Origin of the sequence: Sphingomonas sp. (genome assembly GCF_019635515.1) — a bacterium.
In the GTDB taxonomy this organism is placed as follows: domain Bacteria; phylum Pseudomonadota; class Alphaproteobacteria; order Sphingomonadales; family Sphingomonadaceae; genus Sphingomonas.
Genome location: NZ_JAHBZI010000001.1, coordinates 2357589 through 2382030 on the forward strand (window position 1 = coordinate 2357589; position 24442 = coordinate 2382030).

The window sequence follows — 24442 nt, forward strand, 5'->3', positions numbered from 1 at the left end:
ACCGCGTGATGCCCGGCATATTCAGTTCGATCTTCGGAGCCGATGCCATCGAAGGGCCCAGCGAAAACATGGGCCATGCTTATGTTTCGCCGAACGATTCCTTCGACGACGATAATGACGGTACGCAGAGCGCGCTGAGCTTCGGCCGCATGCCCGACCACCATGAGGATGGTGGCGTACAGGGCAGGGGCGACACGCCCAGCGCGACTCCGGAGCCGCCGACCAATGCCTATATCGAGGATCAGTCCAGCGGCGCTGATGCGTCCGCCTTCTAGAAGATACTCAACCGCAATGTTGCGCGACGAACGCACGCACTGCGGGCGCGATATCCTCACGGCCTAGCGCGACGGCGATATTGGCCTGGATAAAGCCAGCTTTGTCACCGCAATCATAGCGGACACCGTCGAAGGTGAGCCCGTGGAACGGCTGCTCGCCGATCATTCGCGCCATCGCATCGGTAAGCTGGATCTCGCCACCGGCGCCAGCGCTCTGCCCCTCGAGTACGCGCATCACTTCCGGCTGAAGGATGTAGCGGCCGATCACCGCCAGGTTCGAAGGTGACGTTCCCCGCGCCGGCTTTTCGACCAGCCCCTTCACCTCCGTAAGCGCGCCGTCGCGCGCGCCGGGCGTGATGATCCCGTATTTGTCGGTGGCTTCCTCCGCGACTTCCATCGCGCAGATCATGTTGCCGCCCGTTTGGTTGTAGGCATCGACCATCTGCTTGAGGCAGCCGGGCGCCCCAAGCATGAAATCGTCGGCGAGCAGCACCGCGAAGGGCTCGTCGCCGACAATATCGCGCGCACACCACACGGCATGGCCCAAACCCATCGGCTCCTGCTGCCGGACATAGGCGACCGCGCCCGGCTTCAGGCGGGTGGCATCGAGCACTTCCAGCGACTTGCCGCGCGACGCCATTGTCGTTTCAAGCTCATAGGCGATATCGAAATGGTCCTCGATCGCCGACTTGCCGCGCCCGGTGACGAAGATCATCTGCTCGATCCCGGCCTCCAGCGCTTCATCAACCGCATATTGGATCAGCGGGCGATCCACGACCGGCAGCATTTCCTTGGGCAGCGCCTTGGTCGCGGGCAGGAAGCGCGTGCCGAGCCCCCCGACGGGAAACACGGCCTTGCGAAGCGGCTTGATCGGCATTTTCTTTTCTCTCGGAATCTTGCGCGGCGCTTAGACGCGACGGGCGTCCCGCGCAATTCGTTCGACCTAGAAGTCGAAATTGAGCCGCACCGCAGCGCCGCGATCGACAGGCAGCGTCGCGAAATTGCCCGGCTGGCGACGCAGGAACAGATTACCGCTGACATCGCCGCCGAGGAACGGCCAGCCATAGGCCAGCTCGAAATCCATTTCACGCCCGGCGGGAGCGAGATTGATGCGGCTAATGTTCCAGCTATCGACGCTCTCGCTATAATAATCCCAGCCGCCCGGCAGCCGCAGATCGATCCCGCCGCTGGCGATCCGCAACGGCTGGGCGATGCGGATGCCGAAGCGGTCTTCGGCGAACAGCAGACCGGCCTTGCCGAGATCGACGGCAAAGCCATTGGTGCGGATCAGGCCCGAGCCCTCGACCCCGCCGCGCAGCCGCGCATTGGTCCAGCCCTGACGCATCGATCCACCGAGGCTCCAGCCATCGCCGATGTCGTAGCGCGCGGCCACATCGAGGAAGAGGCTGTCGGCACGTGCCGCACCCAGCGCGCCCGAAAAGCGCGCGCCGAGCAGGGTGTCGGATTCGTCGAGGTGGGTGAGGCTAACGCCAGTGCGCAAACCGCCAAAGCTCCGGTCCACACCGAGCGTGGTGCGCGCATAGCCGAACCGTTCGGCCCTGCGCCGGAGCGCGGCGAACGGGGTGTCTCGCCGCGCAAGCACGTCACCGGCTTCCTCGCCCAATGTGAAGGCCCACGGCCCGAACTGGCGGCGAACCGCGAACGCGCCCTTCACATCGACATCGAAGCCGGAACTATGGATCGGATCGCGCGCGACGAGGAAGGCCGGTTCCGGACGACCGGCAAGCCGCGCCGACAAGGTTCCCGTGCTTTCGGATGCGCCGATCGCGAACTGCGCCCTGCTTCCCAGCCGCGCCACGACCGAGCCGGCAAGCAATTTCGCGCCCGAGGCATCCTCGCTGCCGATGCCCAATCGCTCGATCCGCACCGAGTCCCGCGTCGGCACCAGCGACACCGCCACCTTCATGTCGTTGACGCCCACCGAGAAGCTGCGCTGGCGCGACGCCATCAACTGCGGCAATTGCCGCGCCGGTCCCTGACGCTGGATGGTGCGGGCAAGATCGGTGGCGAACGCCCGGTTGAACCCGTCGAGGATCACAGCGCCCAGCGCACCTTGCCGCGCATCGCCCATCGGCGCCGACAGCGCCGCGCTGAAATTGTCCGAAGTCGGCGCGCGCGATCCGGCGAGCGACGTCGTGCCGACCGGCTGGAAGGCCCGTGTCAGATCGAGGATGCCGCGGCCATAAATCGGATCGGTGCCCGCCGCGCCCGCATCGCGCGCGGTGGTCAGCAGCAACTGCACGATCTGGGCGCCGGTAAGATTGGGGAACGCCTGGGCCAGCAAGGCGACCGCTCCAGCAATCTGCGGCGCGGAGAAAGAAGTGCCAGACCACAGAAACGGCACGTTGTTCTCATCGGGGGCGCGAACACGTTCGCCGACCGCGGCGAGATAGACCTGCGCGCTGGTGCCTGCCCGGTTCGAGAAATTGGAGATCACATCGTTGCTGTCGACCGATCCGGCGATGATGATCAACCCGCGCGACACCGCCGGATCGGTGGCCGGTGCGGTGAACGCATCGGGATTGGCCGCTCCCGGCCCATCATTGCCCGCGGACATGACGATCACGATTCCCGCCGTAGTGGCGCGGTCGATCGCCTGGATCAAATTGGCATTGGGCGCCGAGCCACCCAGCGAGATGTTGACGACACGCGCGCCGCCGGTGCGCGCGGCATCGAGCCCCGCCGCGATCGCTCCATCGCTGAACGAGCAGCCGCCATCGTCGGCCGTGGTGCTCGCGGTCTTGCAACTGCCCGGACTGTCAGCCCGCGCGATGATCAGTTGCGCGTCGAACGCGACGCCATGCGTGCCAGCATCGTTGCGCCGCCCGGCTATCGTGAACGCAACCGCGGTGCCGTGTCCGCCTTCATCGTCAATCGTCGTATTCCCTGCGGTGCTGCGCGAAGAACTGAGAATCCGGCAGGTGCCGGTGCCAATCCCGCCCGAACAATCGCCGAACTCCTCACTCTGCAGATCGATACCAGAATCGACGATGCCGACGCGAATGCCAGAGCCCGTACCGCCGCGATTATAGGCGACGAGCGCATTCATCGAGACCGCGCCGGCGGTGGCGCGATACTCATTGGTGTCGTAATTTGCCGTGGGCGTGGGTGTTGGCGACGGAACTGGTGTCGGTGTGGGAGCCGGGGCAGGCGTCGGCGCGGGCGCCGGTGAGGAATTGACGCCCCCGCCTCCCCCGCCCCCGCTACAGGCGACGGCAAGGAGAAGGGCGCCCAGCGCGGTGGACCGGCTCAGCGTAGCGCGAAATTGCCCGCCCATCTTGCCCCTCTCAGATATGCGAAATCCCGCAATTATATTTTTCAGTCGTTAGTGCGGCTTAACAGCAATGACGAGCTTCGAAATCACCATTCCGGTCGTGTCGGCACCGCCACAAGATGCCTCGGCGGCGGTTGTGTCAATCGGTCAATTCGCGGCCGCTAACCACTCGGTGAGAGGATCGCGCTATGAAGGTTGCCATGAAACGCATCCTTCTGGTCTTCGGCACTCGCCCCGAGGCGATCAAATTGTTCCCGGTCGCACGCGCCTTGGCCGAGGTGCCCGGACTTGAAGTCCGTACCTGCGTCACCGCACAGCACCGCGGACTGCTCGACCAAGTGCTCAATATCGCCGGCCTCAAGCCAGACATCGACCTCGACCTGATGGAGCCGGGCCAGACGCTCGACCAGCTCACCGCACGGTTGCTCACCGGTCTTGGCGGGGTGATGGATTCCGAAAAGCCCGATCGGGTGATCGTCCAGGGCGACACCGCCACCGCGATGGTCGGCGCGCTCGCGGCCTATTACCGCAAGGTGCCGGTCAGCCATGTCGAGGCGGGGCTGCGTTCGGGCGACATCTACCAGCCCTGGCCCGAGGAAGTGAACCGCCGGATGGTCGCGCCGATTGCCGACCAGCATTTCGCGCCGACCGAAACCGCCGCCGCGGCACTCAAGCGCGAGAACATCGATCCTGCGACGATCCACATCACCGGCAACACCGTGATCGACGCGTTGCTCGCCACCCAGGCGCGGATCGCCGACGATCCCTCGATGGCGGCCGGCCTCGATGAGCTAGCCGCGCGCTTCGCCGGCAAGCGTCTCGTCCTCGTCACTACCCATCGCCGCGAGAATTTCGGGGACGGCATGGAAAACATCGCCCGCGCATTGGGCCGCATCGCCGATCGCGACGACGTCGCGATTCTGTTCCCGATGCACCCCAATCCCAATGTCGTCGCCGCGATGAAGGCGGTGTTGGGCGACCGGCCAAACATCGCCCGCATCGACCCGCTCGATTACTCGCATTTCATCCGCGCGCTGGGCATGTGCGAGATCGTGCTCAGCGATTCGGGTGGAGTACAGGAGGAGGCCCCTGCCCTCGGCAAGCCCGTGCTCGTGATGCGCGAGACCACCGAACGCCCCGAAGGAGTGGAAGCCGGCACCGCGAAACTGGTGGGCACCGACGAAATGCGGATCGTCGCGGAGATGTCCAAGTTGCTGGACGACCCCGCCGCTTATTCTGCGATGGCACGCGCGCATAATCCTTTCGGCGATGGTCATGCCTCAGCCCGGATTGCAAAGATCGTCGCGAGCGGCTTCGGACTCTGACACCCCGCATTATCGAAACTGAAACCCCTGTGGGGCGAAGATGCGCGCCAACTGGCACCAACACGCTGACGCGGGGACTTTATGAGCATCGAATGGCCCGTCCATGGGCTGAAGCTTCAGGCGCGGATCGAGAGTGGCGACGCGCTGATCGGCGTTATCGGCATGGGATATGTCGGGCTGCCGCTCGCGATCTCTTTCGGCGAGGCGAAGTGCCCGGTGCTCGCCTTTGACGTCGATGCGGCGAAGATCGAGGCGCTCGAACAAGGCCGCAGCTATATCAAGCACGTGGACGGATCGCGCATCGCGGCACTGGTGGAATCGGGCAAGCTCGCGGCCACCGCCGATCTCTCGCGCCTGTCCGAACCCGATGTGATCGTGATCTGCGTTCCCACACCGCTATCGCGCCATCTCGAGCCCGATCTAAAATATGTCGAGACCACCACGCAGGCGATCGCGGAGACGCTGCGCAAGGGCCAGATCGTCATCCTCGAATCGACTACTTACCCCGGCACCACCCGCGAAGTGATGCAGCCGATCCTGGAAGCCAACGGGCTGGTCGCAGGCCGTGACTTCTATCTCGCCTACTCGCCGGAACGCGAGGATCCAGGAAATCCGACCTTCTCGACCACCAAGATCCCCAAGGTCGTCGGCGCCGACGATCCAATTTCCGCAACGCTGGCGCTGGCGCTCTACAAGCATATCGTGCCGCAGACGATCGCGGTCTCGTCCGCCGCGACAGCCGAGGCGGTGAAGATCACCGAGAATGTCTTCCGCGCGGTCAACATCGCTTTGGTCAACGAATTGAAGCTGATCTTCACGGCGATGGATATCGACGTGTGGGAAGTGATCGACGCGGCCAAATCCAAGCCGTTCGGGTTCATGCCCTTCTATCCGGGGCCAGGCCTGGGCGGGCACTGCATCCCGATTGACCCCTTCTACCTCACCTGGAAGGCGCGCGAGTTCGGCCAGCACACCAGGTTCATCGAACTGGCCGGCCAGATCAACGCGGACATGCCGCAACATGTCGTGCGGGTGCTGGCCGACACGCTCGACGCGGGCTTCGGCCGCGGCCTGCGCGGCGCGCGGGTGCTGGTGATGGGCGTCGCCTACAAGAAGAACGTCGAGGACATTCGCGAGAGCCCGTCGCTGCGCCTGATGGAGATGATCGAAGCGCGCGGCGCCACCGCCGATTTCCACGACCCGCACGTTGCCGCGATCGACAATACCCGCGAGCACCCGACTCTCAATTTCCGCAAGAGTATCGCGTTCGATCCTGCTGAAATCGCAGAATATGATGCGGTGCTGATCGCCACCGATCACGATGCCATCGACTATCCCGCCTTGGCCCGGTCCGCCCGGCTGATCGTCGACACCCGCAACGCCTGTGGCAAGGCGGGCGTCACCGCGCCGCACATCGTGCGCGCCTGATCGGTAATCTGGCGACGGCCACCGCTTCGCGGTTGCCTCGCAGGTGCCGCTCGGGCAATGCTGGCGCGTGCCTCAGCAAACCTCTCCAACCTATGGACGGCGGCTGATCCTCGGCGGGATCGCCGCAGGCGGGCTGGTCATTCTCCAACGCTCGGCCGGGCGCAGCCAGGCGGTGGCCGAGCATATTATCGCGGTCAGGGATTTCGGTGCGGTCAAGGATCCGGCGGTAGACAATACCGCCGCCATCCAGCGCGCGATCGAGCATCACAAGACGCTGCCCGCCGAGCAAAGGAGCCGCGCGGTGATCGTCCTCGACGGTACCTATGCGGTGACCCAGCTGATCGGCACCCAGGCGAATAGCGGGCTGACCATACGCAACGGCACGCTGGTCCGCCGGCCAGGCCGCGGTCCGGGCGCAAATGCCCTGCTGAGCTTCCGGCAGGAGCCGGGTTCGTCGGCGCCGCTGGAAAATATCACCGTCGCCGACCTGACCTTCGTCGCCAACGCCCAATATACGGCCGCGGATATCGAGGATGTGCGCGATACCGCCGCCAATCTGCAAAACGGCCAATATTGCAATGGCGTCGAGTTCTTCAGCCAGCATCGCGACCCCACCCTTCGCAAGGTGCGCAATTGCCAGGCGCTGCGGATCAGCGGCAAGCGGTTGGGCAAATCGGTGGTGATCTTCGACGAGCCGGAAAATTGTGTCGTGAAGCAGGTCCGGGCCGAACAATGCCTCGGCCATGCCGTTGCCGTCTCGGCGATTTCCGATCATCGCCGCTGGCCCGCGGCGCGCAGGCTCTCGATCGATATCGATGAGGTGACCGGCGCCGATACGATGACCCTGCTCGATCTGTCGGCGATCACCGATTACAACAACGCCGATCGCGGCCGCGCCGGCGCCCGCGTCCGCAATCTTTCCGGCAAGCGCATCCGCGGCTGCAGCAAGGTCAGCGGCGTATGGGATATCGATCTCGACGGCGTCGATGTCGACAATAGCGGCATGCAGTTCCGCAAATGGGGCGCGATCAATCTCGTCGCGCGCGATTACGGGGCGATGACGGTGGCGAATGTCACTGCGCGCAACATGCGCGCCGCGGTCCTTGGCAATGTCTACAGCCAGCCAACCACCCTTCGACTTGCCAACATCACCGCGATCGATTGCAACGAAGGCGTCAATGTGATGGCCGAAACGGTGATGATCACCAACTTGACCACCGATAACACCTATGCGCCGATCGCCGTTTCGAGTGCGAACCAGGTGGTCGTCGTCGATGGCTTCAGCTTCAAGCGGATTTCGCGGCAGACCTATATCGCCACCAACGGCATGCCCGAATATGGCATTCAGAGCGTACCGACCAAAAGCCTCGTCCTCCAGCGCGGCCGGATCGAAAATCTCGGCAACGCATCGCTCGCCTATCGCGATTTCTTCATCTACGTCCCGCCGGCGGCGGCGCGCAGCGAGATCGTGATCCGCGATGTCCAGCTATCGGGCCGCACCGCCGGCGCCTTTCAGCATTTCCTGCGCAATGACAGCCCCAACGTGACCGTGACGCTGGAGAATTTCACCTCCGCCAACGGCATGTTCAGCGATCGTGCGATCGCCAATCCGGGAAAAGGGCCGCTGGCGATCCGCACGCTTCCGGCCGTGCGCAAATGGTAGGGCAGCCGGAAACGCGCGTCCCGGCTGCCTCCCGCTCGCTCAGATGATCACCGTACCGGAAAAATTATTGCCCGTCGGCACGCTGACGTCCTTGGTCTGCAGCACATTGTTGAGACCAATCGCACCGGCATTGGCGGTCAGCAGGATAGTGTGCCCCCATGCCCCGCGCACTTCATTGCCCGCCGCCACCAGCGCCGGCGTCGATGCGCCGCTCAGATAGATGCCCACCCGTGCCGATGCCGCCAGCGCATTGGAAATCGTGTTGCGGTTGACCGACAGCAGATTGTTGGCGACGACGATGCCGAGAAAGTCGGTATCGGCGTCGGGGCCCACGATGATCGCATTGCTGTCGATTGTGAAGCCGTTGATGGTCGCCGCCGACGCCGCGAAATTGATGCCACGCTTGGTCTGGTTGTACAGCTTGTTGCCGCGGCACGAGATGCTTCGATAGGAGAGCGCGTCGGTGGAGAAGTTGATGCCGTAGCTACCGCCGGTGACCTTGTTGTTCTCGATCTCGATGTCTTCCTGATTGACGGAGCCGTACATATCGATGCCGAATGCCGGTGCGGTCGCGCGAATGATGTTTTCGTTGACCTTGGTGCGCACCGAACGCCACACGCTGAGCTTGCCCTCCACCGTGTTGCGCACAAATTCCGAATCGTAAAAGGCCGAGAGTACGGCATTTCCGCCAAAGCTGTTGTCGAACACTTTCAGATTTTTCGATCCGGGCTGCATCGAGATCGCAAAGGCGACCTGGCCGCTTGCGACATTGGTTACGGCATTGCCGCCGACCGAGTAATTGGCCGCGGACAGCGCGATGAAGACGATGCCGCCATAATAGGGTGCATCCGGTCTCTTGGTGATGTCGCCGGCCACGCCGTCGATCCGGTTTCGCGCGATGATCAGATTATAGGCGCTGCCGCCGCCTTCGATACCGAAACAATACATATTGCGGAAATCGTTATCGGTGACCGTAACATCGCTGTCGCTGTCGTTGATCGCGCCTACCCCGGCGATGAAGGTATCGGCCAGATTGCCGGTGACGACGATGCGTGAATTGCCGTTGCTGAACGATATGAAACCATCGCTATGGCCAACCGCGATATCGATATTGCCGTTGGTCGCCTTGTTGCCGCTGATCACTGCTTCCACCACGCTGGACAGGTGAATGCCGTTGCCGCCCAGCGTGTCGAACCGGTTGTTGAGGATCGACATGTTGTTGCCCTGGGCGATGATCCCCTCCCCCGGCGCATTCAGGAACGTACAAGCCGAAACCGATTGATTGGCACCGGTGCTGATCGACGCCACCTCGCCCAGCACCTCCCAGCGCGCAAAGGCGAAATTGTCGCGATTGCCGTCGAACGTAAGACCCTCGACCGAAGCGCCGTCAGACAGCGTGAGCTGCATGAAGGTCAGGAAACAGGTTCCGCCGATATCGATGTTGCAACCGACCGCGCGATCGAGCGTGATCGTATCACCGTCCTTGTCGGTGATGGTGTGGATGTCCGACAGCGTATCCAGAAACACCAGCGCGCTTCGCGCCACCCCCTGCTGCGCGAACGCGACCTGCATGCCGACCATGAACGCACTGGCGTCGGTGAGCGTCACCTGATTGGTGGTGCCTAATACGATCGCGGTGGTTGTTGTCGTGACGATCTGGTCGCAGCGTTTCAACGTCGCCCCATAGCCGACGATCTGCTGCCCCTCCAGCGTCCTGATGCTGTGATCCAGCGTGTAGGTGACGCCGGGCTGCAGAACCAGCACGCCGCCCACCCCCGCGGCGGTAATCGCCTCGTCAAGCGTGGCGAAAGCTCCCGCCGCCGTCGGCAACACCGACAATGCCAGATCGACCGCCGCAGCGGCGCTCGCGGCAGCATTGGCGCTGGCGTCGGCAGCCGTCTCGCTCGCCTCCGCTGCACTCGCGCTGGCATCGGCGGCCACCGCCCGAATGTTGGCCGCCGCCTCGCTATCCGCTGCGGTAATCGCACTGGTATCGGCTGCCGCTGCACTCACCTCGGCGGCTGTCTCGCTCGCCGCAGCTGCGGTCGCGCTTGCCGCCGCCGCGGTGGCGCTGCCATCTGCCGCAGATGCGCTGATATCGGCCTCGACTGCGCTGGCAGCGGCTGCCAGGGCACTCGCAGCGGCAGCGGCTGCCCAATCTTCCGCCGATTGCGCCAGCGGCTGGACCAGCGCCGCAGCGGCGCTGGCGAAAATGTCGAGCGGCCCCGTGCCCCAATTCCCCGTCGCGGTGGCGCCATGCTTGCGGTACAATCCGTTCTTCAACGGATCCGGGTCTTCGGTCACCAGCGCATGCAGCCCGTCCGCCGGCACCAGATCCGCGAACAGCGCGGCCTGTGTCGCATAGACGCGGGTGTCGATCAGCGCCGCGATCGTTCCTGTCGCGATCGCCAGGCTGTTATCATCGATTTCGTCGGCGCGTTCCTGCAGCCAGTCGCGAAGCGGGATAACCGGGATCGGCTGACCCTCTACGAGAATATCGTTCAGATCGGCCATAGAAGCTCCTGCGTTGCGGCGATTAGGAAAACATAAGTGATACGAAGTCGGCGCTCGGCGCAAGTGCAGCGATAGCCGGTGTCGATATTGCCGCCGCGCCGGCTCAGCGATGCCGGATGATTATCGCGTTCCAGTTGCCGTCGAGCGGCCGGTCGCGCTCGTCGACCAATGCCGGGATCACCGGGCGCACCGATAGCATCGCGATCTTGGCCAGCTCGGCCTCCAGCGTGGCGATCCGATCGCGCCATGCCGGGTGCGAACGGATACGAAATATCCCGCCCGCTTTGCTCGGCCCGAACTTTCGCCAGAAATCGATCGCCGCGCGTTGCGGGTAGTCGGCGTTGGTCAGGAGATACACGGACAAAAGGTCGGCTTGAAGCTCGGTCTGGCGGAAATATTTGACGTTGGCGCCGAAGCCGGAAAGAATCCCGAAGTTCGCCCCGCGCTCTTCCAGCCGAACGCGGTGGCGAAGGATGTTGTGCGACAATTCATGCGCGATGACCGCAGCGAGCTGGTCGTCGGCATATTCCTCGACGAAACGCGAGCCGATCTGGACCATCGTGCCATCGGCAGACGCGCTCCAGTCCGGGGCGATGCGAAGCTCGAAGCGCGACCGGCAGACCGGTATCGGCTGGAGCGTGAAGCGCTGCGCTGCGCCGGCGCGAATCACCTCGATCACCATCGGCTCATCCGCCGGCAGGGCGGCGATCGCAAGCTGCGCGGCAACCAGACGGTCGGTGGTCATCGGCTTGCCGGCCAGCGCCGCGATTTCAACCGAGCCGACCCTGACCAGCGAATCGTCGGCCTTGATGCCGGCGTGGTCCGCCGGGCTTCCCGCCACTACGCCTTCGACGGCGACCGGGGTGGCAAAGCCGAAATGCGCCCTGGCGGCACCGCGCGAGGCGGTATCGAACTGCTCCAGCGTATGGAGTTGCAGGCCGGTGCCCGGCTCCAGCCGGTCACACAGCGCGGCGTTGGCGGTGACGAGTCGCCAGCCGATCGTCGCCACCTTCATATCGGCCTGGCGAATGGCTTCGAATTCCCCCAAATCGGCTGCCGCTACATCCACCTTGCGGGGTGGAGCGATGGTACCTCGTCGCACACCATTTTCGCTTCCGACGGCCATGACACCCACCTTGCGGGGTACAGCAACGCGCTTCCCCGCTTCGAGTCCTCCAAAATCGGCGGCCTTGACACCCTCGGCAGCCCCCGCCGCGCCGAGCATCCACATCCCTATCCCCACAAACCAAAACAATTTTCGAGCGCTGAGATAGGTAAGCATTGCTCCTATTACGCCGCGCGCAGGCCGGACGACAATGCCACAGTCGCTCCGACTTCGTTGGATTTGCATTGCGCCGCACAAGAAATCCGAAAACTAGACAGAAATGTCACGCTCATTGCACGACCGTTCCGTTCAGCTCTGCTAAAATCGAGACAAACCTAATCGAAACAATCGCTTGTAGCGCAGCATCGGAAGTTGGGCACCCCCTTGGCGCTGATTCTGGAAGGCGCTGAACGACTGACCGGCTGAAGCCGGTAGGATCATTGGTCGTGGCTGAAGCCTTGTTTGTTGGGTATGTCGGTCGAGATATCGCATGATGATGTCATCGGTGATGTTGCCGGATGTGGTTGAGAAGTAGCCTCTGAAACGATATTTCGGTGCCCAGACCAATATGGTAGCGATGGTGGAATGTCGTGTGACAACCGGTCGAATAGCCCATAGCTACCAAGCCCAAGGCTGAAGCCAACATCCGGCTGAAGTCGGAGGGGTTTCTCCTCACCGAGGACTCTAAATCGGGGATACATCGGGCAAGTGTTGCGTTCCGGCAACGGCAGGAAATCTTGTCGAACTCGTGAATTTATGAGGTGTTGCAGTCGGCTGGTTCCTATGTCATAGGCCCATCCAACGAGGTTATCGTACTCGAAGAGGGAGTAATAATAATGTTGGCTAAGCTTCTCACGGCCGCTGCTGTCGCCTCGCTGGCGGCAACCCCGGTTCTCGCGAGCCCGGCTTCGTCGCTTTCGCTTTCGCGCGTGGCGACCAAGGCTAAGAAGTCGAACGAAGCCGCCCCAGCGGTTCTGATCGGCGTTCTCGCGACTGTCGCCCTGATTGGCGGCGCGGTTGTTCTCGCGAACAGCGACGACACCCCCGACAGCCCGTAGTCCTTACTAAGGGTTATGAGTTCAAGTGGCGGTCGGAAACGGCCGCCACTTTTCTTTGTGGACTGCGCAGGCGTCTGGCAGCGAGCGCATGATGCCAGGCGATTGCGGAATGGCGGTTCCAGCGGAAGTTGGGCCGACCAATCGTGGCGGGCGCATAGTGCCGGGTTGATTGATGCTACGTAGGATTTTCTTGAAGCGCAGCGAAACAACGGCAAGTGCCGCAGCCGGCACCGTGCCGCCTGGGCAGCGTATCTATGCGATCGGCGACATCCACGGACGCCTTGACCTGCTTGAGTTGCTAATCGATCAGATCGAAGCCGACGACATGGCTCGTGGTCAGGCCGAAACCCATATCATCTTTCTCGGCGATCTGGTCGATCGCGGCCCGGCTTCTGCCGATGTCGTCGAGCTTGCGCTGCAGATCAGCCGCAAGACCGATCGTGCCCGCTTCCTGCTCGGCAATCATGAAGAGGTATTTCTAAAGGCGGTTCACGGCGATCTAAAGGCGCTGGCATTCTTCACCCGGATCGGTGGCCGCGAAACGATCCTGAGCTATGGCGTCAGCGAAGAAGCCTATCTCGGCGCCGAATATCCCGAGCTTTTGGCGATGTTCCAGGAACGGGTGCCGACCGCGCATATCGCCTTTCTCGAAAGCTTCGAGGATCTGATCGTGTTTGGCGACTATGCGTTCGTCCATGCCGGCCTGCATCCCGATGCACCACTGGCCCGCCAAAAGCCCAAGGATCTGCGGTGGATCCGTAACGAATTTCTCAACCACCGCGGCCCGTTCGAGAAAATCGTCGTTCATGGCCATACAATCAGCGAAGAGGTCGAAATCCGCTCGCACCGCATCGGTCTGGATACCGGCGCATTCGCATCGGGCAAGCTAACGGCGATGGGCTTTGAAGGCGGAGACTATTGGGCCCTACAAGCGACGATCCAGGCGTTAGCGTGACCCAAATCCGGTAACCATCGTCTGCACGGTCTTGGCGACAATCAGCGCATCGAGCCAGGGCGAGAAATTCTTGATGTAATAGAAATCATAATGGAGCTTGCTCATCACCTGATCGAGCTCGGCGACATGCCCCTGCGTCACCTGTGCCCAGCCGGTGATCCCGGGCGGGACAATGTGACGATAACGGTAAAACGGCAGCTCGGACTCGTACCAGCGCGACAATACTTCGGCCTCGGGGCGCGGACCGATCCAGCTCATCTCGCCGCGCAGAATATTGAGAATCTGCGGCAGCTCATCGATACGCGTGCGGCGCAAGATGCGGCCAAGTTTGGTGATGCGGACATCATTGTCCAGCGTCATCGCCCCGGCACGCGCATCCTCCTCGTTACGATCGGCGATCATCGTCCGGAACTTGGCAACCTGAAACGGCGCGCCGCGGTAGCCGATCCGGGCCTGCCGAAACAGCACCGGTCCGCGCGAATCTAGCTTGATTGCCACCGAGACCATGACGAACACCGGCATCAGCAAAACCGCGGCAAGGGCCGCTGCGATAAAGTCGAAGCCGCGGCGCAGGCGGAGATAGCCGATATACGGCACGAGCGAACCGAAGCTGTTTTCCGATAGATGCTCGATCTCGACGCGGCCGGTGAGCGATTCATGCAACTGCTTGACGTGCAGCACCGGTATGCCCGCCAGCGCGCAATCGGCAAGAAAGGTTTCCCAGTCATCGGGCAGATCGGCGCGAAAGTCGGCGATCAGCATGTCGTAATCGGTTTCCGCCTTCGGCTCGGAAAGCCAGTGCAGTTCGAGCTTGGACACACCCGCCAGCATGCTGACCTCGCCGAACGGCACGATGCCGACAGAAAGCGCCGGCCCGCGCTCGACCATGATCTCGACGATGTACAGCCAGACCAGCGTCACCACCCCGCTGGTGAGGAACAGTGCGCGGCCATATTCGATGCGAAACAGCAGAAAGAGCGAGAAGGTCAGCGCGAAACAGATCAGCACCGAGGGGAAAGCAAAAAAGGCGCTCTTGATGCCGGGGTGCAGCGAAATGTTGCGAACCAACAGCACGCTTAGGCTGGCGGCAAGCGTCACGCCGAGCAAGGTCTGCTGGCTGGCCGCAGCTTGCAGAAAATCGTCATAGAAGAACCCTAGCACCACCGTTGGTAGCAGCACTGCGAACAGGATCACGCCGCCGAGCTGGGTCCGCGCGCGATTCCACAGATTGGTCCCGGTATAGCTGCCCGAACGTCGAGCTTTAGCAATCGGTGGCACGCATCCCCCCAGGATCCCAAGCGAACGCCTGTTGGCAGGTCCAAGATCCAACACCCATAGCGGATTCCTCCCAACTTCCGCAGAGGCGTTCGCTCTTGCGCAAATCTTAGCTTCGATTCCGGTATGTTGGCCGGTATCTACAGAGAGGCGCGGCGCTCGACAAGCCGCTACCGCAGCGCCGCATACCGATGTTGGACAGGTGCCGGTCGCGTTGCGGTCAAACGTGGCGGCGCAGCGAGATCTTCTTGAGCTTGAGCGACGGCTTCTCAATGCAGAACCACGAAAATATCGCAATCGCCGCCGTCGCGGTAAGCGCCAGCCAGAGATAGGCATAAGCATCCTGCAGGCCCAGATAGAGCAGCAGGTTCACGATCGGCATGTGGTAGATATAGACGCCGTAAGAAACGTCGTTGCCGTGCAGAATATTGTTCGACAGTTCCCGCTTGTAGAACGCAACGCGGAAAATAAAGGCGACCAGCAGCGCATAGCAGACCACGTTGACGTCGTTATTCGTTCCCAGCTCAAGCCACGCCGACGGCGCATAGGTGACCAGATATGCCACAAGATACAGCAGCGGATGCCCCTTTAGAATGCGTTCGTACAGCGCCGCGTCGGCCGACAGATAAGCGCCGCCGATGAACATGTAGAACCAGGGGATGAAAGATACCGCGTACAACTTCCAGGCGGGGCTTTCCTTGTCGTTATAGATCGTGTTGACCATGTTCGCGGCAACGAACAGGACAAAAGCGATCCCGACCAATTTGCGATACCGGTTGAGCGCGAAATAAAGGATCGGCGCCAGCATGTAGAATTGCAGCTCCACCGCAATCGTCCACAAACTGCCGTTGATCGCGCCGACATCATAGCCGCGCAGGAAATCCGGGTTGTAAAACTGGAAAAAGGTCAGCGAAGTGACGCCCCATATGGCGAATTGTCGGGGCGAGAATGCCGTGTTGAAATAGCCGCTGAGATAGACCGACAGGACTGTTGCCGCGAAACAGAAATACAAGGCCGGATAGAGGCGGAGCAGGCGATTGGTGAAAAAAGGTTTGCAGCCGCGCCGGTCCCTTGATGTTGGCGTAGGATGCATAGATCAGATAGCCGCTGATAAAGAAGAAGATCGGCGCGCCAGGAAAAAATCTGAGTGCGTCGAACACCCAGGAATGCAGATTCAGATGCTCGGCAGAGTGGGTGATCGCTACCTGCGATGCCGCCAGCAGGCGGATGAGATCGAAATTGTTGCGCGTCGATCGGCTCTCGATCACCCCCCTGCCCTTTGCTCAAGAATCGCCAGCATTTTTGCCGCCAGATTGCCGCGATCGAAATGCGCCGCAGCCACTGGGCCATTGTCGGCAAGCTGACGATAGAGATCATGATCGTCGCGTAGCCTCAGGATCGCAGTTGCCATTTCCTGCGCGTTTTGCGGCTCGATCAATAGCCCGACGCCGTGCGTCTCGACGATTGCCGCAGCTTCGCCGCGCACGCCGAAACAGACCGGCAGCGCCATCGCCATGCATTCGAACAATTTGGACGGAATCACCGTCTCGAACAGTTCGGATCGCTTGAGATGGATGATCGATGTGTCCAGCAGTGACCAATAGCGGGCGACCTGCTCCTTGGGCACACTGTCGACGAAGACGAGATTGTCGATATTTTCCGCCGCCGCCCGCGCCTTTAGTGCGGCCTTTTCAGCGCCGTCGCCAACAATCAGAAAGCGGAGGTTCCCGGCTGCGGAATCGCGCTTCAGCAGCAACGCGGCGTCGAGCACCGTGTCCAGCGCATGCGCCATCCCCATCGTCCCGACATAGCCGGCGACAAAGCCGCTGCCGAGGCCGAGCTGACTGGCCAGCTCCGCGTCCTTTGCAGACGAGCTATAGCGCGACAGATCGACGCCGTTGGTCACAACATGGATCTTGTCGGGCGCGATACCGCGGCCGATCAGGTTGGCCCGGAATGCCTCGGTCACCGTCACCACCGCGCTGGCGCGACGGTATAGAAACAGTTCAAGCTTCTCGATCCAGTCGAGCACGCGCGATTCCCGCATCGCGCCGACTGCGCGGATCGATTCGGGCCATAGATCGCGTAACTCGAAAACCCATGGGCGGAGCTTGAGCGTACTCACCATCCATCCGGCCACGGCCGTAAAAAATTGCGGTGATGTCGCGACGACGATATCGATACGGCGGACGAATAACGCCGCGATCGTCGCCGTAATCATATAGCTGATATAATCGGCGATGCGGCGGGCGAAGCCGTCATTGGCGGTGATATAGCTCCACACCCGGATCACTTGGATGCCGGCGATTTCCTCGCGCTGCCACAATCGGTTGCGATAGCCGGGGTAGACCTTGCCCTTGGGAAAATTGGGCGCGCACGTGATCACGGTCACCTGATGCCCGGCTCGTACCCATTCGCGCGCATGCTCAAAGGTGCGCGAGGCCGGAGCATTGACCTCCGGAGGGAAATTATCGGTCAGAAACAGGATGTGCATGCGGGTCAGGACCATGTGACGCGCAGGCTGGCAACGCCGGCGGCGAGGGGGAGGACCAGACACTGGTTCGGCAGGCTGACCCCGAAGCGGGGATGCCAGGTCGAAGGTTCGGCATACAGACCGCCCATGGCCTGCAATCGCACCGCTTCGCCCCCGGCCAGACGCAGCTCTGCCTCGGCGTCGTCACAAGAAACGATGGCAACGTTGGGATGGAGATGAAACCGCGCACGCGCCGGAAGCGTGCCTGATACGCGATCCTCGATCACCAGCTCGCGGTTCGAAAGGCGGAAGCGACGGTGATGCTGCGGTTTGCCGGGAAGATGCACGTAGCCGTCATGGCTGGCCGCGACCGTATAAGTGCCATCGGCATCGCCTTGCTCGAGATTGCGCACCCGCGCACGGCGACCGACGCGAAATCCGCCCCAGATTTCCGACGAATTTTCGCCGGCGACGACGACCGTGTTGTGCGCTGCCGTGCCCCGCTGCCGCTGGCGTTCCGGGCCGTCGCCATATTCGCCGGTACCCGAATTTACGAACAATCGCTGGCCGTACAGCGAGAGTTCGAACGACAGACTGTCGGCATGAGCGTGGCCGGGAAGATAGGCGGGTCCGATCGACGCGCGATCGACCAGGAGCAGCGCCGGACCGGCGGCGATGCGGGTATATCCCGATGCGCCGAAGTGCTCGAGCGGCGCAAATGTGCGGGGCGCGGCAAAGCCGAGTTCTGCCGCATAGCGGAACAGCCCAGCGTTGTCGGGCGCAATCCCGAATGCGGCGTCGTTGAAGAAGGCGATCTCGCCATCGGGATGGCTGAGCGCGGCAAGCCAATCGATCGCGGCCTGGCTGTGCAACCGCAACCGCGCGATCATTTCTGCCGAGATCAGCCCGGAATATGCACCTGCGAGATTGACCAGATCGAGCAGGTCTTCGAGGCCCAGCGCGTGGTACATTGGCGACAGCTCGAACTGCGCGCCGTCGCCGAGGAACTGTTCGCCGAGCTCGCGCTCCAGAATATGCAACCCGGCAGTGCGCCAAGCCTGCGCTTCCGCGCCATCGAAAAAATGGCCGGCGAACAGCAGCGCCTTGGCGTTGACGAATAAATGATTGCCGAGCAGGTGCCATTCGAGCCGCGAGGCAAGCGCGCGCGCCTGTACCGCCAGCGAAGCGATTGCGACCGGCCCCAGCGTTTCCCCGGCCAATGCCCATTTGCACCAGTTCACGATGCGCAGCGACAGGGTATAGGGTTCCCAGCCTGAACCTGCCGCCGGCGGGTTGCCGGCGATCCAGTCAGCGATCAGCGCCGCATGCCAATCGCGCCGCGCCGGCCAGTCGGCCGCCTGGAGATCCTCGAAATAATGCTGGTTGTAGCGCCATAGTTTCGGACGCGCGGGATCGTCCCACCCTGCCTCATCCAGCGATGCTTCGGCGTTGAGAAAGCGAAACCGCCCCGGCGTGGTCATGCTTGGCGCCCGTGCAGCCGGTGCCGCCCACCGCCCCGATTGCTGCCGCAACGCTGGCGCTGGCGACAGATCGGGCCGCACCCGATTAAGCCGGAACCACAACCGGCCGTAAATCTGCACCAGCCGCAGCGGCGCCACGGTGCGCCACAAGCGGCCGGCTCGCGCCAGCAGACTCACGCCTTTCGAAGCTCCGCGATCAATAGGATGCGGAACCGCGCCAGTGCACCAAAGCGATTGACCAGCCGTTCATATGCGGCACCAGCCAGGTAGGTGGGCGGGGTCATCCGCAGATATTCCGGGCGCCCCTCGATGAGCGAGATGGCTGCGACTTCGAAGCCCGTCTTACGCGCCAGCGCATGCACGTCGCTCGCTTTGTTGGCGCGGTAAAAGGTTGGGAAGGTATCGACTTCGGAACGGCCGCGGATGCGATTGACGAACTGATGGAAACGATGCGGCGTAAGTCGTGCAATCATCGGCATATAATGCTGCCGGTTCGGCGTCTTGAACAGCATATAGCCGCCCTTGCGCAGCACCCGGTTGATCTCACCGAGCACCGCCTCGGGATATTCGAGATGCTCGAAGACATTGTCGGCAAATACCAGGTCGAAACTGTCGTCGGGATAGGGGATCGAATCGCCGTCCGACACGAGCCCTTCGTCGAGATAAGGATTATCGACGACGCGGGGATCGAGATCGATGCCGCATACCCGCTTCGCCAGACCCTTGAAATTCATCGCTCCGACGATACCGGCGCCGGCGCCGAGATCAAGCACGCTGGCCTCCCGGGTCAGCCGCGCAAGGATACGCTCGCGGAACAGCGCGTCGTCCCAATTGCCGGCAAAGGCAGGGTAGAGCGTGCGATCGAGCCAGGCGACGAGCTTCTTCATCGGATCGACTCCGCAATTTCAATGCTGCGACGGGAAATTTCGATGATTTCGTCCAGCGGGATCGGGCACGGCTGCCCTTCGCGGACAGTATCGAAAAAGGCTTTGGCGATGGCCTGTTGCCCCTTGTCCTGCTGCCACATCTTCATCTTGCTGAACCCGGGCCAGCCCCAGCCGCTCAGCTGGCGGAAATTATCGAGTTGCAGAACGCGCCCGGCCGCAAACACCTCGACGCGCTCCTTGGGAAAGCCCTTATGACCATTGGCGAGATAATGGATCGCGCCGACCGAGCCATCGGCAAATGTCAGGGTGATCACCGTCTTGTCCTCATGGACCGGCATCGTCGGATGCTCGCCCAGCGCCTGGGCGGTGAACCCGGTAATCGGATGCCCGGCCAGATGGCGCATCACATCGATGAAGTGGCACGCCTCGCCAATGATGCGGCCACCGCCGACAGCAGGATCCTGGGTCCAGTGATCGGCCGGGATCTCTCCGGCATTGACCGTGATGATGAAGCTTTTCGGCGATGCGATCGGCGCCAGCAGCGACTTCATCTTGACCACTTGTGGGGCGAAGCGGCGGTTGAAGCCGACCATTAGCGCCTGGCCCGGACGCGCCCGGGCTTCGCTTTCGATCTCGTCAATCTCGTCGATCGTCAGGCACAGCGGCTTTTCGCAGAACACATGCTTGCCGGCCCGCAATGCCGACAGCACCTGGCGGGCGTGGGCATCGTGACGGGTGGCGATGACGATGGTGTCGATCCCGGCATCGTCCAGCACCGCCGATTCCTCGGTAGCGGCCTGGGCAAAGCCGAACTTCTTGCCGAAGTGCACGGCGCTGACGCCACCCGAGCTGACCACTGCGCCCATTTCCGCGCCTGCCGCCTTGAAGGTCGGGATCAGCACGCGGCTGGCGTAATTGCCGGCGCCAAGGAAGCCGAGCACGCCGCGCGCCGGACGGCCCGGCTCGGTCACAGCTGCGCCGTTCAGCCGGACGCGCCGTTCGGGTGTGCCTTCGCCCGAGGGATAATCAAGCAGGATGCCCAGCGACGGCTGGCCAGAGGACAGCAGATCCATGGCCTCGCCGCCCGCTTCGATCGTATAGCGATGCGAGATCAGCGGTGCGACATCCAGCGCGCCCGATGACAGCAGATCGAGCACCGCTTCAAAATTGCGCTGTTCCGTCCAGCGCACGAACCCGATCGGATAATCCTGCCCACCCTCTTCATAAGCGGCATCGTACCGGCCCGGACCGTAGGAGCAGGAAACCTGGAAGGTAAGTTCTTTTTCGAAGAACTCGGCGCGGCTCAGCTCGAGGCCGACGACGCCGACCAGAACGATGCGGCCACGCTTGCGACACATCCGCGCCGCCTGCGATACCGGCTCATTGCTGGCGGTTGACGCGGTGATGATCACGGCATCGACACCCTGCCCGCGCGAAAATGCCAGCGCGCGCGCCAACACATCCTCTCCGGCGCCCGGATTGACCACCTCGGCGCCAAAGCTGCGGGCCATGGCGAGCCTAGCCGGATCGAAATCGATCCCGAGCACGCGACAGCCCTGTGCGCGCAGCATCTGCACCGTCATTAACCCGATCAGGCCAAGGCCGGTGACGACAACGCATTCGCCCAGCGTCGGCTGGGCCAGCCGGATACCCTGAAGCCCGATCGCGCCGAGCACGGTGAAGCTGGCGGCGTCATCGGACACATTGGCCGGGATCTTGGCGCACAGATTCCTGGGCACGGTGATGATCTCGGCATGCTTGCCGTTCGACACCACCCGGTCACCCGCTTCGAACCCGTCGGCACGCGCTTCCAGCACGGTGCCGACATTGCAATAGCCAAGCGCCAGCGGCTGATCGAGCTTCGAGCGCACGGCGTCGAGCGTGTTGAGCACGCCATCGGTCTTCATCCGCTCGAGTACCATCTTGACCTTGTCAGGCTGCGAGCGCGCCTTCTTGATCAGATTGGCCTTGCCGAAATCGACCAGCATCCGCTCGGTACCGGCGGAAACTAGGCTGACGCTGGTACGGATCAGCAACTGGCCGGCCTGGGCGCGCGGCGCAGGAACCTCGGCAACGTCGGTGCTGCCGTCCTTCAGGGATTGCAGAAGCTGCTTCATGCCGGCCGCTCCCCGCTCTTCAGCACTGCGGCCTTCTCGGCCTTGTTGGGATAGTTGATAAGCACGGCGCGATACTTCCCTTTGAAAACGAACAGGCTGCCCGCGGCAGCACCGATCAGCCCCTGCGCACGCCACAGCGCAGCGATGTGGTCGAGCGAACCCGCGCCGCCGAGGATCGTCACCGGCAGGCTAGTTTGCGTGCGAAGCGCCTCGATCAGATCGAGATCATAGCCATCCATGGTGCCGTCGCGATCGACGAAGTTGAGGACGATCTCGCCCGCTCCGCGTGCTTCGATTTCACGAATGAACTTGGCCGGATCCAGACCAGTACGCTTGGTACCGTTATGCGTGACGACTTCCGGACGCCGCAGCATGCCGGTCTTGCGCACGTCGATGACGACGATGATGCTCTGCGAGCCAACCCGCTCCGCCGCTTGCGTAATCAGCCCCGGATCGGCGACCGCCGCAGCCGAGCAGGCGACCTTCTCGACGCCCAGGCCGATGATCTGCTGCACCTGTTCGACAGTGCGAACGCCGCCGCCATAGGAGAGCGGCATCCGCGATTCGTTAGCGAGATTGGCGATCATCCGGTAATCGGGCTCGCGATCCAGCCGGGTCGCGTCGATATCTACGACTATCAGCTCATCCACCACTTTCTCGTTGAAAATGCGAACAGCGTTGATCGGATCGCCGACATATTTGGGATCGGCGAATTTTACGGTCTTAACCAGCCCCTGGTTATGTACCAGCAGGCAGGGGATCAGGCGCGGCCGGAGCATCAGGCGATCCCCGCGAAATTCTTGAGCAGCGCAACGCCCCAGTCGTGGCTCTTCTCGGGATGAAACTGCGTTGCCCAGATATTGTCACGGCGAACCGCCGAGGCGAAGTCGATGCCATATTGCGAACGGGCGATGGCATGCTCCTCTGCCGCCGGGCGGAAGAAATAGGAGTGCAGGAAATAATATTGCGGTTCTTCGATGCCTGCGAACAGCGGCTCGCCGGCGACAGGTGCGATATCGTTCCAGCCCATGTGCGGCAGATGCGTGCGCTGATTGAACCATTTGCCGTCGAACCGCTCAACCCGGCCCGGAATCCAGCCCAGACCCTTAGCGCTGCCTTCATCGCTGCCATCAGCCATGATCTGCATGCCAACACAGACGCCAAGGATCGGCACCCGATCCTCCAGCACCCGGCGATGCAGGGTATCGAGCATCCCGGCGCGAGTAAGGCAGTCCATCGCCCAGTCGAACGCGCCCACACCCGGCAGGATCAGCCGCTCCGTCGCTGCCAGTTCAGCGGCGGTCTTGACCGGCGCCGCAGCGATGCCCAGCCGACGGTAGATATTCTCAAAGGCCCGGATATTGCCGAGCCCATAATCGACGATTCCGATCACCGCTTGCTTCCCGGCTCGATCCCCAGTGCATTGCGGATGCGCGCGGCGACATCGTAAAATTCGCGTTGGTTCTTATAGTCGCGATAGGTCTTTTTCGGCATCGTCATATAGCCGTTGAGCTTATCGACGCTGATATCGAGCTTGTTGGCGACAAATTCGACTTCCTGGCCGATCGTCTCCGGATCGTAAGGCAGCTTCTCGAGCTCGGCGAGCGCTTCGTCGCGGGTCATCTGGCCGGTCACAATCAGGCTGGCGAACTGTACTTTTCGGACATCGAAGGCGAAGCGCTCGTAAAGCCAATAGCTCTCGTAAAAGCGCGTGAACCGCGATTCAAAATGCTTCTGCGGATAGGGCTGCCAGTCGAATCGATCCATCAGCAGCTGTTTCGCATCGGTCTTGATGTACGGCATCGCATTGAGCGGACGCTCAACCTTGATACCGCGCACATACGGCAACCAGAGCTTGTGCCACAGGATCGAAGTCAGCGGGAAATTCTTGATCGGCCGGGTGCCGAAGCGGCGATGGATATCGCGGATCTGGCGCGAGTCCGACTGATAATACATCCATTCGACCGGATTGCGGATGCATTCGGTCGACAGATTGGCGCCGGTCAGGATGTGGCGGACCTTATGCTTTGTTGCGAACTTGTACATCGTCGCGAAAAAGGCGTGATCCTGCGGCGTATCGATATGCGAAACGCCCGAGCGGAAGAACGCGCGCTGCAGGTCCTTCATCTCCTCCCAGTCGATCACTTCGGTAAATAGGTCGAGCTGCAGACCATCGACGAGACGCTCGATATTGTTGACTGCAATCTGTGAGTTCCAGCCGGCATCGACATGGAAGACGAGCGGCCGCAATCCCATCAGCTCCTTGGCGGCATAGACCAGGTACGAGCTGTCGATGCCCCCGCTCATGCCGATGATGCAGTCGAAATCCTTGCCCTTGCCCGCGATGCGGATCGCATCGACCATCCGCTCGATCTCGGCCTTGCCCTTCTCGCCGGTATCCCAGCTCGGCTGGATATCGCGATAGAAGGTGTTGCAATGGTCGCACACGCCGCGCTCGTCGAAGGCAATGGCGCTGTCGGTCGTGTCCATCACGCAATTGCTGCAGATCTGATAGGGCCGGGTCATCATTTGCTGCTCTTGATAAGGGTCAAAGGCCGGAGGCCGTGGGAAAGGCGGCGACAGGGCGATCC

The 24442-nt window shown here is 62.3% G+C and carries 19 protein-coding genes; 6 read left to right on the forward strand and 13 right to left on the reverse strand.

Translation table 11 applies throughout. The features are described from left to right. The first annotated feature begins 8 nt into the window (after positions 1-8). Positions 9-275 carry a hypothetical protein gene (locus KF730_RS11890; protein ID WP_294095422.1) on the forward strand — a complete coding sequence of 89 codons (267 nt, stop codon included), beginning with the start codon at positions 9-11 and terminating at the stop codon, positions 273-275. Positions 276-282: 7 nt separating this feature from the next. Here the strand turns inward: KF730_RS11890 and galU are convergent, their stop codons facing one another. Both galU and KF730_RS11900 read right to left on the reverse strand, forming a co-directional pair. Then, on the reverse strand, positions 283-1152 hold the full coding sequence (gene galU / locus KF730_RS11895) for a UTP--glucose-1-phosphate uridylyltransferase GalU (protein WP_294095425.1): 870 nt from the start codon (positions 1150-1152) through the stop codon (positions 283-285). A 66-nt stretch (positions 1153-1218) separates the two neighbouring features. Beyond that, entirely contained in the window at positions 1219-3345 is a 2127-nt protein-coding gene (locus KF730_RS11900; protein ID WP_294095428.1) for a S8 family peptidase, read from the reverse strand. A 425-nt stretch (positions 3346-3770) separates the two neighbouring features. Here KF730_RS11900 and wecB point away from each other — a divergent pair, with 425 nt between their 5' ends. From wecB to KF730_RS11915, 3 genes are all read left to right on the forward strand, one after another. Continuing rightward, positions 3771-4895 carry a UDP-N-acetylglucosamine 2-epimerase (non-hydrolyzing) gene (gene wecB, locus KF730_RS11905; RefSeq protein ID WP_294095431.1) on the forward strand — a complete coding sequence of 375 codons (1125 nt, stop codon included), beginning with the start codon at positions 3771-3773 and terminating at the stop codon, positions 4893-4895. An 81-nt stretch (positions 4896-4976) separates the two neighbouring features. Further along, positions 4977-6323, forward strand: a complete 1347-nt coding sequence (locus KF730_RS11910) for a nucleotide sugar dehydrogenase (RefSeq protein ID WP_294095433.1) — start codon at positions 4977-4979, stop codon at positions 6321-6323. Positions 6324-6390: 67 nt separating this feature from the next. Further along, a complete protein-coding gene (locus KF730_RS11915) occupies positions 6391-7986 on the forward strand; it encodes a hypothetical protein (RefSeq protein ID WP_294095436.1) in 1596 nt (531 codons plus the stop codon). A 39-nt stretch (positions 7987-8025) separates the two neighbouring features. Here the strand turns inward: KF730_RS11915 and KF730_RS11920 are convergent, their stop codons facing one another. Beyond that, positions 8026-10500 (reverse strand): right-handed parallel beta-helix repeat-containing protein, encoded by a 2475-nt coding sequence (locus KF730_RS11920; RefSeq protein WP_294095440.1) that lies wholly within the window; start codon positions 10498-10500, stop codon positions 8026-8028. A gap of 103 nt (positions 10501-10603) precedes the next feature. After that, on the reverse strand, positions 10604-11548 hold the full coding sequence (locus tag KF730_RS11925; RefSeq protein ID WP_294095444.1) for a M48 family metallopeptidase: 945 nt from the start codon (positions 11546-11548) through the stop codon (positions 10604-10606). 893 nt (positions 11549-12441) lie between these two features. Here KF730_RS11925 and KF730_RS11930 point away from each other — a divergent pair. Then, positions 12442-12663, forward strand: a complete 222-nt coding sequence (locus KF730_RS11930) for a hypothetical protein (RefSeq protein ID WP_294095447.1) — start codon at positions 12442-12444, stop codon at positions 12661-12663. 190 nt (positions 12664-12853) lie between these two features. After that, positions 12854-13618, forward strand: a complete 765-nt coding sequence (locus KF730_RS11935; protein ID WP_294095450.1) for a metallophosphoesterase family protein — start codon at positions 12854-12856, stop codon at positions 13616-13618. Here the strand turns inward: KF730_RS11935 and KF730_RS11940 are convergent. The 9 genes from KF730_RS11940 to KF730_RS11980 all read right to left on the reverse strand — a co-directional run bounded on the left by KF730_RS11940 (position 13610) and on the right by KF730_RS11980 (position 24380). Beyond that, complete coding sequence (locus KF730_RS11940; protein ID WP_294095453.1) at positions 13610-14896, reverse strand: sugar transferase; 1287 nt, start codon at positions 14894-14896, stop codon at positions 13610-13612. The two genes, KF730_RS11935 and KF730_RS11940, sit on opposite strands and share 9 nt — an antisense overlap. A gap of 217 nt (positions 14897-15113) precedes the next feature. Next, positions 15114-15986, reverse strand: coding sequence for an acyltransferase (locus tag KF730_RS11945; protein ID WP_294095456.1), 873 nt, complete (start codon positions 15984-15986; stop codon positions 15114-15116). A 171-nt stretch (positions 15987-16157) separates the two neighbouring features. Further along, positions 16158-17387, reverse strand: coding sequence for a glycosyltransferase family 4 protein (locus tag KF730_RS11950; protein WP_294095459.1), 1230 nt, complete (start codon positions 17385-17387; stop codon positions 16158-16160). A 5-nt stretch (positions 17388-17392) separates the two neighbouring features. After that, positions 17393-19024: an alginate lyase family protein gene (locus KF730_RS11955; RefSeq protein ID WP_294095463.1), complete on the reverse strand. Its 1632-nt coding sequence runs from the start codon at positions 19022-19024 to the stop codon at positions 17393-17395. Further along, on the reverse strand, positions 19021-19734 hold the full coding sequence (locus KF730_RS11960) for a class I SAM-dependent methyltransferase (RefSeq protein WP_294095465.1): 714 nt from the start codon (positions 19732-19734) through the stop codon (positions 19021-19023). Before KF730_RS11960 ends, KF730_RS11955 begins: the two co-directional genes overlap by 4 nt. Then, positions 19731-21851 carry a bi-domain-containing oxidoreductase gene (locus KF730_RS11965; RefSeq protein WP_294095468.1) on the reverse strand — a complete coding sequence of 707 codons (2121 nt, stop codon included), beginning with the start codon at positions 21849-21851 and terminating at the stop codon, positions 19731-19733. Before KF730_RS11965 ends, KF730_RS11960 begins: the two co-directional genes overlap by 4 nt. Beyond that, on the reverse strand, positions 21848-22630 hold the full coding sequence (locus tag KF730_RS11970; RefSeq protein WP_294095470.1) for an AglZ/HisF2 family acetamidino modification protein: 783 nt from the start codon (positions 22628-22630) through the stop codon (positions 21848-21850). The genes KF730_RS11965 and KF730_RS11970 overlap by 4 nt, the downstream gene beginning before the upstream one ends. After that, positions 22630-23244: an imidazole glycerol phosphate synthase subunit HisH gene (gene hisH / locus KF730_RS11975; RefSeq protein ID WP_294095475.1), complete on the reverse strand. Its 615-nt coding sequence runs from the start codon at positions 23242-23244 to the stop codon at positions 22630-22632. The genes KF730_RS11970 and hisH overlap by 1 nt, the downstream gene beginning before the upstream one ends. Beyond that, complete coding sequence (locus tag KF730_RS11980; RefSeq protein WP_294095479.1) at positions 23241-24380, reverse strand: N-acetyl sugar amidotransferase; 1140 nt, start codon at positions 24378-24380, stop codon at positions 23241-23243. Before KF730_RS11980 ends, hisH begins: the two co-directional genes overlap by 4 nt. Between the last annotated feature and the right edge of the window lie 62 nt (positions 24381-24442).